15 protein-coding genes and 1 tRNA gene are annotated in these 10,048 nt (G+C 59.4%); 8 read left to right on the top strand and 8 right to left on the bottom strand.

From position 1 onward, the window contains the following. The first annotated feature begins 127 nt into the window (after nt 1–127). Together H7828_RS22485 and H7828_RS22480 are read left to right on the top strand one after the other, a co-directional pair. On the top strand, nt 128–529 hold the full coding sequence (locus H7828_RS22485) for an integrase core domain-containing protein (RefSeq protein WP_226783292.1): 402 nt from the start codon (nt 128–130) through the stop codon (nt 527–529). A 59-nt stretch (nt 530–588) separates the two neighbouring features. Further along, the gene (locus H7828_RS22480; protein ID WP_425354968.1) at nt 589–948 is read left to right on the top strand and encodes a DUF3427 domain-containing protein; all 360 of its coding nucleotides are present in this window, start codon (nt 589–591) and stop codon (nt 946–948) included. A gap of 124 nt (nt 949–1,072) precedes the next feature. Here H7828_RS22480 and H7828_RS22475 read toward each other — a convergent pair whose 3' ends face one another. The 5 genes from H7828_RS22475 to H7828_RS22455 all read right to left on the bottom strand — a co-directional run bounded on the left by H7828_RS22475 (nt 1,073) and on the right by H7828_RS22455 (nt 5,072). Then, on the bottom strand, nt 1,073–2,275 hold the full coding sequence (locus tag H7828_RS22475) for a DNA adenine methylase (protein WP_226783291.1): 1,203 nt from the start codon (nt 2,273–2,275) through the stop codon (nt 1,073–1,075). A 3-nt stretch (nt 2,276–2,278) separates the two neighbouring features. Further along, a complete protein-coding gene (locus H7828_RS22470; protein WP_226783290.1) occupies nt 2,279–3,103 on the bottom strand; it encodes a phosphoribosyltransferase-like protein in 825 nt (274 codons plus the stop codon). Nucleotides 3,104–3,117: 14 nt separating this feature from the next. Next, complete coding sequence (locus H7828_RS22465; protein WP_226783289.1) at nt 3,118–4,074, bottom strand: ParB/RepB/Spo0J family partition protein; 957 nt, start codon at nt 4,072–4,074, stop codon at nt 3,118–3,120. 159 nt (nt 4,075–4,233) lie between these two features. Continuing rightward, nucleotides 4,234–4,635: a hypothetical protein gene (locus H7828_RS22460; RefSeq protein WP_226783288.1), complete on the bottom strand. Its 402-nt coding sequence runs from the start codon at nt 4,633–4,635 to the stop codon at nt 4,234–4,236. A 2-nt stretch (nt 4,636–4,637) separates the two neighbouring features. Then, complete coding sequence (locus H7828_RS22455; RefSeq protein WP_226783287.1) at nt 4,638–5,072, bottom strand: helix-turn-helix domain-containing protein; 435 nt, start codon at nt 5,070–5,072, stop codon at nt 4,638–4,640. A gap of 129 nt (nt 5,073–5,201) precedes the next feature. On the opposite strand from H7828_RS22455, the gene H7828_RS22450 reads away from it, so the two are divergent. The 3 genes from H7828_RS22450 to H7828_RS22445 all read left to right on the top strand — a co-directional run bounded on the left by H7828_RS22450 (nt 5,202) and on the right by H7828_RS22445 (nt 6,777). Then, complete coding sequence (locus H7828_RS22450) at nt 5,202–5,426, top strand: hypothetical protein (protein ID WP_226783286.1); 225 nt, start codon at nt 5,202–5,204, stop codon at nt 5,424–5,426. Nucleotides 5,427–5,551: 125 nt separating this feature from the next. Continuing rightward, nucleotides 5,552–5,677 carry a hypothetical protein gene (locus tag H7828_RS22915; RefSeq protein ID WP_281070831.1) on the top strand — a complete coding sequence of 42 codons (126 nt, stop codon included), beginning with the start codon at nt 5,552–5,554 and terminating at the stop codon, nt 5,675–5,677. Then, a complete protein-coding gene (locus tag H7828_RS22445) occupies nt 5,677–6,777 on the top strand; it encodes a tyrosine-type recombinase/integrase (protein ID WP_226783285.1) in 1,101 nt (366 codons plus the stop codon). The genes H7828_RS22915 and H7828_RS22445 overlap by 1 nt, the downstream gene beginning before the upstream one ends. Nucleotides 6,778–6,821: 44 nt before the next feature. Here the strand turns inward: H7828_RS22445 and H7828_RS22440 are convergent. Next, nucleotides 6,822–6,896 (bottom strand) — tRNA-Phe (locus H7828_RS22440). Between the two features lie 106 nt (nt 6,897–7,002). Next, nucleotides 7,003–7,734 carry an SDR family NAD(P)-dependent oxidoreductase gene (locus tag H7828_RS22435; RefSeq protein ID WP_226783294.1) on the bottom strand — a complete coding sequence of 244 codons (732 nt, stop codon included), beginning with the start codon at nt 7,732–7,734 and terminating at the stop codon, nt 7,003–7,005. A gap of 87 nt (nt 7,735–7,821) precedes the next feature. Between H7828_RS22435 and argB the strand changes: the two genes are divergently transcribed. Genes argB through H7828_RS22420 form a run of 3 tightly spaced genes read left to right on the top strand, consistent with a single transcriptional unit; the run spans nt 7,822 to nt 9,847 of the window. Continuing rightward, complete coding sequence (gene argB / locus H7828_RS22430; protein WP_226783284.1) at nt 7,822–8,700, top strand: acetylglutamate kinase; 879 nt, start codon at nt 7,822–7,824, stop codon at nt 8,698–8,700. Further along, nucleotides 8,697–9,341, top strand: coding sequence for a ferredoxin (locus H7828_RS22425; protein WP_226783283.1), 645 nt, complete (start codon nt 8,697–8,699; stop codon nt 9,339–9,341). The genes argB and H7828_RS22425 overlap by 4 nt, the downstream gene beginning before the upstream one ends. Next, the gene (locus H7828_RS22420; protein ID WP_226783282.1) at nt 9,338–9,847 is read left to right on the top strand and encodes a SixA phosphatase family protein; all 510 of its coding nucleotides are present in this window, start codon (nt 9,338–9,340) and stop codon (nt 9,845–9,847) included. The genes H7828_RS22425 and H7828_RS22420 overlap by 4 nt, the downstream gene beginning before the upstream one ends. A gap of 115 nt (nt 9,848–9,962) precedes the next feature. Here the strand turns inward: H7828_RS22420 and H7828_RS22415 are convergent. Beyond that, nucleotides 9,963–10,048, bottom strand: an 86-nt coding sequence (locus H7828_RS22415; RefSeq protein WP_226783293.1) for an EF-Tu C-terminal domain-related protein, incomplete at its 5' end; no start/stop codon positions are given.

Below are 10,048 nucleotides of genomic sequence, written 5' to 3'. Positions count from 1 at the left end.
TCGCTGATGTCCTTGCCAGGCTACCCGGCACGACGGCTTCTCGGGTGCCGGATCTGCTGCCCTGGAATTGGAAGGCGTCCGAACTTCGGCGAGCGGCCTAAACCGCGGTCCACGCCGGATGGTTACGTTGCTGGGCTGGCACCTGTCGAAGTCCGGCAAGGCCACGACCGCCAGCGCCGCCCTCGAGCACGCCCTGATCGCCAGGTTCGGCACTTTGGGCAAGGTCGAGAAAGAGTTCCTGCTGAGGTCGGACAACGGTCTGGTCTTCACCAGCCACCATTTCACCAAGATCGCCCGCAGCTACGGCCTGAAGCAGGAGTTCATCACCCCACACTGTCCCCAGCAGAACGGCATGGTCGAACGCTTCATCCGGACGCTGAAGGAGCAATGCGTGCATCGCCACCGTTTCGAGACCATCCAGCACGCGATGCGCGTCATCGGTGACTGGATCAGCTTCTACAACAACCACCGCCCTCATCAGGCCCTTGCCATGCGCACGCCTGCCGAGGCATTCACATTAGCGGCTTAACCGGAGCAGATTCAGCTGGGTCGATACAGTTCAACACGGGGTCTTGGAACGCCGGTATCGTGGTTTTGAAGGGCGTGCGGGCGATGATCCTTCTCGTGACCATGGACAAAGGCAGCATGTCAGTCGGCAGCCATTACGCCGACCAATTCGCGAGCCCCACGCGCTTTGTCTGGCAGACCAAGACCAGCACCCGCCGCGACGACCTGCGCGGCCGCATCATCTCGGGAGCAGAACCCGGCTGGACGGTTCACCTGTTCCTGCGCAAATCGAAACTGCGCGATGGCCGCGCAGCCCCGTTCCGCTATGCTGGACCGGTGCAATTCGCGGGCTGGGAGGGGGATGCGCCGATTTCGGTGCAGTGGGATATTGCCGAGCCGGTACCACCACAACTGCGGGAGTTGTATGGCGTGCAGGGTTGATGGTCGGCAGTCCAGCATCCACAAAGGCGGATTCAGGCTATTCGCCACAAACGGCTCGTATGGCAACCCCGCACACAAAAGAATAGAAAATTCATCGATATCAGAGGTGAAAACGGATAAAAATTTATGATTGTGCCACAAAAACCCATTCGCTCACTTCGTGCTTATGTGGTCCTTTACTAGCTCCCATCGTCGAATGCTGATGGGCAATAGACATGGGCTTTAAGACTTTCCGGAAGTATGTCGCAAGCAGTTCAGGAATCACTTCTCTACTGTTTGGAAGTAGTCCATTTCCAGGATAAGAAATGACAATAGAACATTCTAAGTCAGCTACGCCCTTAATCATTTTTTCAAAAGCACTTTCCACACGGGAGGCCAAAGAAAAATCTGACACGAAGCGCCCAGGTCGGTAACGACCCTTGCCGGACACCTCCGGGTAGTCATAGAGCACAACCGTTTCGAGAACATGGTAATACCGAGAGTATTGATCGTCTGTATAAGGAGGATCAGCATACACTACCTCTGGTGTCAGCGTCGCGAAAGGCCACTCTGAAGCGAGGGATATCGCGTCGCCACTAAATATTCTGTTTGTTGCTCGCCAGGCCTCATCTCCGGTTGGCCGAATTTGCTCAATCGCGTCTCTAAATGCGTCAAAGACGCATACCCTTCTCTTTTGCCAAACTCGCTCAAGATTCTTGGCACTTGGAGTGAGATACTGGGCAAAGTGACCTGTGGAATTAGACGCGTTAGAGACAGATCGGCAAAGTGCAAGTAAGGCCAGTTTGTAGGAAGATTCACCAGCCAGCTTCTCCGTGACCATTTTGTCTAAGGCCCAACGTATGGAATCCGCTTGGATAGCCTGAGCTACTCCCCAATAACCCAACGCATATGTTGAGGTGAACAGGTGATACGTGGTCTGACGATCCAGCGTCTTTCCAGTCGACTGCAATTGTGGAAATGTCTCCGATTCCCATTCAGCTATCTCGCCATGGTTTGGTGTGACCCAGAGCTCCCTTTCTCGCTCCGCATACGTGCCGAATGCTTGATAGAGCGCTCGGAAGTGGTCAAAGTAATAGTGGCTGAAAGTATCCCAATTTTCAGACACATCTGAAAAACCACCTTGTGTTGCAAATAGTACGTCACAGTAGAGATTGGAGAACTTCTGGACGTCATTGCACCATAACGGTCGAGATGCATTAGTGGCTCGACCAACAGCGGAAAGTCCGGAAAAAAGCTCTAGAAGCGGGCCATTTGTACCAAAGTCACAAACATCAGCCACTCTCTTGGCCAGCGCCTTTTTCGTTCCCATGTAGGTGAAATCTGCCATGCTTCAATCCGGCAGGGGGGTATACCTTGGCAAAATACCCCCCCAGTTTTTGTTGTGTGCATGGATGATTGGAAGGCAGTTATTTGGCGTTTTGTGCGCCAAAACATAGAAAAGTCCACAGTTCCCGTAGCCTCTAGGGTTCGATTTGTCAGCCTTCTTGCAGTATCCTTCAATTACGGACTTTTCATCACGATCAAAAGCAGTGCAGTCGTCGTGAAACAAATCACACTCCGTTCCGAGGTTGTCACGGCAGGCGATCACGAGTTCGGTCTTACTCGATATCCGAGCTTCAGAACGATACGTTACAGCAGTAAGTAAGAGAACCGCTTTCGCCTCAGAGGCAATAAGTTCCTGAATGGTTGGCCAAAGTCTGCATGCTTGATCTCCTGATCCGGCAATATCATCAATGAAAATGACCGTGTCCTCTGCGGTCAGTCCGAGCGATGGCAAATCGCGCAAGTGAACAAAGAGCGAGTCGAACTTGGTGGCATTCAGTACATTTGCTTCGCGAAAAAGACGGACCATATGCGGCCCGCTTTCACCAGAGCCGCCGAAACCAACAAAATACCATCGGCCGCGCCTGTGGGCTTCATTTATGTCCCATCCATCGGCATTTCGCAGAAAATCGCGATACCCGACCAAAACGTCTTGATCAGAAACCACTTGGATGATGTCCAGCAGCCTTTCCGCTAGGCCACGATGTTGCTGCTCGAACTGATCAAGCCACGCCTGGATTCGACCTCGATCGGGCGGATTTCTGTAAAATCGAAACCGATGGACCCACTCACTCAGCTGATCTTGAGCCATCTCTTCGGCAACTGTATTCAAGAATCCACCCTGCTCTAACTAACCTTGCGCCTATCGGCGCTCGCAAGTTTCTCACTTATTTTCCGAACTAGTCCTTCAAGCTTTACCCAAAGCTCTTCCTCGCCAAGAAATTCATCCGTATCGATCGCATCAATGTTCTCTTCAATTTTTTCAAGCGTACGGACTAGATTTGTGGCCTCCCGATGAATTTTCGCAGCATCGATTTCAAGGTCAGCGATCTCCATTCCATCGTCTTCCACCAATCTCCCTAGGCGGCTCAGTATCTCAGCCTCTTTTCCCGCTGCCCGAGCAATTGTAAGATATTGCTTGATTTTTCTAAAGTCAGTGATTGACTTGAACCCCGAGAGTCCATCCCTATATTTGCGCAGAAAACTCTCGATCATTGCGGACCGATTGTACCAATCCGCGCCAACAACAGTTCGATCGTTGAGGACAGGATACAGCTCGATAAAGAAGTCAGCCTTTATCCGATCCTTTGGATCAGCATACAGCATCATGTCTTGATACTGCTCTTCAAAGGTGAGCAGCTTTTTGCATCGAGTGACAACCGCAGTGTTGAGCCCGGTTAATTCGGCGAGAGCATTATCGCTACGCTCTTGGAGTTCTTCCATGAGAACGCCTAGCTTCAAAGCAGTAGGCATGAGCTCCCAGTCTTCGCGAAGCTTGTGAATCTGAAACATCGTGACGATGTTCTGAGCGGTGCCAGGTTCTGGTACTTCGTTGATTGGAACCGTGGCAAGCCCGATATTGCTCGCACAAATCCAACGACGCTGTCCGTCAAGAATAGTGAACTTATCGGAACCCTTAGCCCGAAACACAGTAAGCGGCACCAGAACACCGACCCTGCGAATGGAGTCTTCGAGGGTTTGCAGTGGAAGCTTGTCAAACAATCGTCGCGGATTGTGCGGATTAGGCCGCAGTGAATCGGTTGGAACCGATTTGGGGCCGAGTTCCATTTCAAGTTGAGACACGTTGTTCCCTCTACAATTGAAGTCGCGTCCGATAGTTGGAGGTCAGAACGGAACTCTTGGCTTTACATTCTCATTCAACCATATGCTCGGCCACCAGATTTCACAACAAGGTAGGCCTGCTACGGAGTTCCCCTCAAGGACTGTCCGAGATGTTGCTGTTTAGCCAGAAGACCCCGAAGTGAACATCAGGTCGCTGCACCGACCAGACTCCCGAAGTGTTTTGTCCGTAAGTTTGCTATGAGGCCGAAGGCAATCACCATTTCCTTTGGCCATAGACCCTTCCGATCGGCGCTGCATGTACCGTTCGATCGCCACAGCAAGCGCAAAAGCTGGGGTACCTAGCACCACAACCGCTGCAGAAAGCGCGACCACTGTCGTCATCGGGCCCAACTCCGCATTGGCCCCCAGCACCATCACCACCGCCCAACTCGCCAGAAACGCCACCCCGCACAGCCCCACCGCCCGGATCACCGGATGTGTAAGGCACGCCAGATCCCTCTGCATCCGTTCCACCGTCGCCAGCTGGTGGCGTTGCCACACATCGCTCTTCTCGATTTCCATCTTCACTCTCTCAACAATTCGATCCAGGTGTGGACGTCGTCCATGGGGATTTCCTTCCCTTCCAGGAACGATCGGTACCAGCGCGCGACGATCGCCCCGCGTTTCTCGCTTTTCAGGCGGATGCCGGTCGCGCCGAGATGGCGGTCCAGCGCCGTCTCGAACCCTTCCAGCGCAGCCAGATCATGGCCCGGGCGCACAGCTTCGACCCCCAGCAGGATCCAGTTCAGGTCCACGCCGAACTGGCGGTGCATGTCGACCAGCGCCTCCACCGGCATCGACCGCTTGCCGGTCTCGTAGCTCTGATAGGCGCGCTGCGACATGCCGAGGGCTTCGGCCATCCGGGCCTGCGACAGGCCAAGCTCGTTGCGCGCGATCGCCATGCGCGCGCCGAGGCCGCCGAGGTAGGTATCCGGACGATTCACCAATATTGCCATCATTCAGCTTGCCGTGACGCATGAACGCATATAAGCGCACGTTTGTGCGTTAACGCCTGCGTTTCTCCATCGAACCACGGCCAAGCACCGCATTCAATGCGTTTTCGTCCATTTGCAGGAAAGGAGAGAGGTTTGTTACAGGAAAAACTGCTGTCGCCCAAGGAACTTGGCGCCCTCGTGGGGCTCAGCACGGCGCAGATTCGTGCTTTGATGAACGACGGGCGGCTCGAATTCGTCGAGATCACGCCCAAGACCCGCCTCTTTACCATGACAGGCTGGGAGCGGTTCCAGAAGCGCGCGACCAAGCTGCGCGGGGACGAGAGTGAGAGGAATGGTTCGGTATCGAGTGTGAATTGATTAGGGGGAGAGCCGATGGGCACGACCAATCTCAACATCAGCGTGATCGACAAGCGCATGCTGAAACAGTCCGAGGCCGCTAGCACACCGGCCTCGCCATCAAGCATTTCAAGGCGAGCTGCCCGGTGCGACCAGTCGAGTTGGCTCGGGGCACCCTGCTGTGGGACCGGCGCGACATCGACCGCTGGATCGACACGATGAAGGCCGACCATGTCGAGATGACGCGCGACGACATTCTGGACCGACTCTGATGACCCATGTGCGCGTCAAGGGGTTCAAGATATTCAAGGATCGCCACGGCCGGATGCGCTGCTACCACCGCGCGACGGGCCACAAGATCGACTTGACCGAAGCGCCGTTGGGATCGGCCGAGTTTCTGGCACAATGCGAGACGATCCGCGCCATAGCCGTGGCGCAGAAAGAGAAAGGCCCTCGCGCGGGCACCCTTGGCGGGCTGATCAAGGGCTATTTCGAGACCGGGCATTTCGCCAATCTGGCCGAGGCCACGCGCCGCGATTACCGCAAATGCGCGGATTTCCTTGCGCCCATCCGCGACACGCCAGTCCATGTGATCGACACGCCGCTGATCGCGGGTATCCACGACAAGGCCGCGAAAAAGATCGGCTGGCGGCGGGCCAACATGGTGCGCACCCTGATTAGCGAGGTATTCCGCCATGCCATCCCGCAGGGCTTGATCGCCGCCAACTACGCCAAGGACGTGATCCCCAAGCGCCGCCCACGCGACCGCGCCTATGCGAACCGGCCATGGAGCATCGATGAGCGCGACATCGTCCTGTCCCGCGCCAAGCCGCATGTGCGGGTGGCGCTGGCGTTGATGATGAATACCGGGCTCGACCCGTCGGACGCGTTGAAGCTGCGCAAGGACCAGATCGATGGCGACACGATCTGGGGCGTGCGCGGCAAGACCGGCGAAGAGGTGGCGATTCCCGTCAGCCCGACCCTGCAGGCCGCCCTTGACAGCATCCCCGCGCATGAAGCGGCCACGGTGCTGGCCAGCTCGCAGGGCGGGCCTTGGACCTACAACGGCTTTTCGACCGTCTGGCACCGCTTCAAGACCGGACTGGAGGAAGAAGGGCTGATCGCGCCGGGCCTGACACTCAAGGGACTGCGCCACACCGTGGCAACGACGCTGCGCGAGGCGGGGCTCGATGAGCGGCGTATCGCGGACCTGTTGGGGCAGAAAACGCCGTCCATGGCCCGGCACTATTCGCGGTCCGCCAACCTTGCCGACAAGAACCGCGAAACCATGGAGACGCTGGAAAAAGAGAACGCAAGACTCGCGAAGGTTGTCAAACCTGTCGCCGAAAAGCGTCAAACCCGATCCGAGTAAGGACCAGACATGACAACAAAACCAAATGATTTCAGCTATTTTAGTGGTGCCCGGGGGCGGAATCGAACCACCGACACGAGGATTTTCAATCCACTGCTCTACCCCTGAGCTACCCGGGCACGGGATGGCGGCTTCAGATGTTTCTCTCTGCTCCGCCGGGGCTGCTGCGTTCTAGACGCGGGCGGGCGGGGTGTCCATAGGGGTTTCGAGAAAAATCGTCATCTCTCAGACATGCTGGCCTGCGTTCACCTCGATCTCGGTTCCGGTGACATAGCTCGACTGCCCCGAGCACAGGAAATAGACGACATCGGCCACCTCTCCGGGCTGGCCGAGGCGGCGCAGGGGCAGCTTTTCGACGATACGGTCGGTGCCCGGCGACAGGATCGAGGTTTCCACCTCTCCGGGGGCGATCGCGTTCACGCGCACCCCCAGCGGGCCGAAATCATGGGCCATTTCCCGTGTCAGCGCCGCCAGCGCGGCCTTCGAGGTGGCATAGGCGGCCCCCGCGAAGGGATGCACCCGTGCGCCCGCGATCGAGGTGACGTTGACGATGGCACCGCCCGCCGCCGCCAGTTCATCGCGCAGCCCGCGCGCCAGAACCACCGGCGCAAAGAAATTGACGTGGAAGACATGCCCCCAAGTCCGCAGATCGGTGCTGATGGTGTCCAGCCGCTCGCCCTCGGGGCCCTTGGGCGAAATTCCGGCGTTGTTGACCAGGGCATCAAGCCGGCCGTCCAGTTTCGCCCGAATCTCGTCGATGGCGCGGATCGTGTCGTTCGGATCGGCGAGGTCAATCTGGATGTGGTTGTCGGCGCCGCCCGGCCAGGGGCAGCGGGCGTCGAAGGGCTGGCGCGAACAGGTCAGCACGCGCCAGCCTTCGGCCGAGAACCGTTTGACCGTCGCATGGCCGATGCCACGGCTGGCGCCGGTCAGGACCAGCGTGCGCTGACGGGGTATTTCCTCCACAACTCGCTCCCTTCGGGTTCGACCCCTTGAGCGGGCCGGTGCAACAGATTAACAGGGTGTGACGTGTCAGGGACAGCCATGAAAAAGCAGACCACCATGAAAAGCGATTGGATCGCCACCGCACAGACGTTGAACGCCGCCCTGCCCTATCTGCAGAGATATGATGGTGCGACCGTCGTAATCAAGCTGGGCGGTCACGCCATGGGCAGCGACGAGGGCATGGCCAGCTTTGCCCGCGATGTCGTCTTCATGCAGCAGACGGGCGTGAACCCGGTGATCGTGCATGGGGGCGGGCCGCAGATCAACGCCATGCTGGACCGCCTTGCCATCAAGAGCGACTTCGTGCGCGGCAAGCGGGTGACCGACCAGGCCACGGTCGAGGTGGTCGAGATGGTGTTGTCGGGCCTGATCAACAAGAAGATCGTCCAGGCGGTCAATGCCGCCGGGGGCGGGGTAGTGCGGGCCGTGGGGCTGTCGGGCAAGGATGCCGAACTGATGGTCTGCGAACAGACCGATCCCGCGCTGGGATTCGTGGGCACGCCGGTGGCCTATAACCCCGACTTCCTGCGCTCGCTCCATGCCTCCGAGATCATTCCGGTGATCGCCCCCATTGGCGCGGGCCGGGCGGGCGAAACCTTCAACGTCAACGGCGATACGGCGGCCGGGGCCATTGCCGCGTCGCTGCGGGCCGACCGCCTGCTGCTGCTGACGGACGTGGCCGGGGTGAAGGATGCCGGCGGCGATGTGGTGACGGAAATGACACCCGAACAGATCCGCCTGATGATCGCGGAGGGAACGATTGCGGGCGGGATGATTCCCAAGGTCGAAACCGCGCTTGAGGCGATCGACGGCGGAGTGCGGGCCGTGGTCATCCTGGACGGACGCGCGCCCAACGCCTGCCTTCTTGAGCTTTACACCGACCACGGCGCCGGAAGCCTGATCCGCGCCCCCAGATGACCCTGTCACGGGTCACGCAGGCGCTGGCCCCAAATCGGCTGACCGTGCTTGGCGGCTTTCACCCGGGGCCGGACGACGGTGCCCCCGGCGGGACCGGAACGATTCTTCTGATCGGCCCGGATGAACCCGCCTTCTGGCCCCATTTCACCCGCCAGCCCGAATATGGCGACGGCGAGGATGACCCCCTCGACCGCTGGTCGCGCCGCGCCCTGGGCGGGGTGGCGGCAACGCTTGGCGCGCATGTGGTCTTTCCCTTCGGCGGGCCGCCCTGGCACCCGTTCATCGGCTGGGCGCTGAAGACCGCTCAGGTCTGGACCTCGCCGGTTGGCCTGCTGGTTCATGGCGAAGCCGGGCTGTTCGTCAGTTTCCGGGGGGCGTTGTGCCTGTCGGATCGGATTGACCTGCCCGCACCGGCCCCGCGCCCCTGCGATACCTGCGCAAGACAGCCCTGCCGCACCGCCTGCCCGGTGGATGCCCTGACGCCGGGCGGATACGACGTGCCGGCCTGTCGCCGGTTCCTGGGCACATCGGCCGGGGTGGGCTGCCTGACGGCAGGTTGCGCCGTGCGTCGCGCCTGTCCTGTCGGCCGGGGGCGCCTGCCGGCACAATCGCAATTCCACATGAAAGCCTTCGCCACATGACCCTGCGCCTGATCCTGACCCGCCACGCGAAATCCGACTGGGACGATCCGACCCTCGACGACCACGACCGTGTCCTGAATGCCCGGGGGCAGGCATCGGCTACGGCGATGGGGGGCTGGCTGCGCGACCGCGGCCACCTGCCGGGGCAGGCGCTGGTTTCGACCGCACGGCGCGCGGTGGAAACCTGGGAAGGGATGAAACCCGCCCTTTCCGGCTGTGACGTGACCTTCCATGACGCATTGTACCACGCGGCCCCCGACACGATTCTCGGCGTTCTGGCGCAGGCGACACAGCCGGTGGTGCTGATCGTTGGGCACAATCCCGGCGCGGCGATTCTGGCCGAAAGCCTGGTGCGCCGGGCCCCGCAACACGCGCGGTTCCGCAGCTATCCGACCTGCGCAACGCTGGTGGTGGATTTCGACGTCGAGGATTGGGCGCTGGTGCTGCCGGGTCTGGGCCGTTGCGTGGATTTCGCCATCCCGCGCGAGGTGATCGGCGCGGCCTGAACGAAAAAGCCCGCCGGGGTGCGGCGGGCGTTTCCATTTCCTGACCGTCGTGCTCATCGGTTCCTTCGGTCCCTCTTCGCGAAGAGCGACCGCGAGGGAGCGATGAGCGCTCCGGTTACTCGGTGATCTTGCTCACGACGCCGGCGCCGACGGTGCGGCCGCCTTCGCGGATGGCAAAACGCAGGCCCTGCTCCATGGCGA

Origin of the sequence: Oceaniglobus trochenteri (genome assembly GCF_020529025.1) — a bacterium.
GTDB classification, from domain to species: Bacteria; Pseudomonadota; Alphaproteobacteria; order Rhodobacterales; family Rhodobacteraceae; genus Oceaniglobus; species Oceaniglobus trochenteri.
The sequence above is the reverse complement of the archived record's forward strand: the minus strand, read 5'-3'. Positions and strand labels throughout refer to the sequence as shown.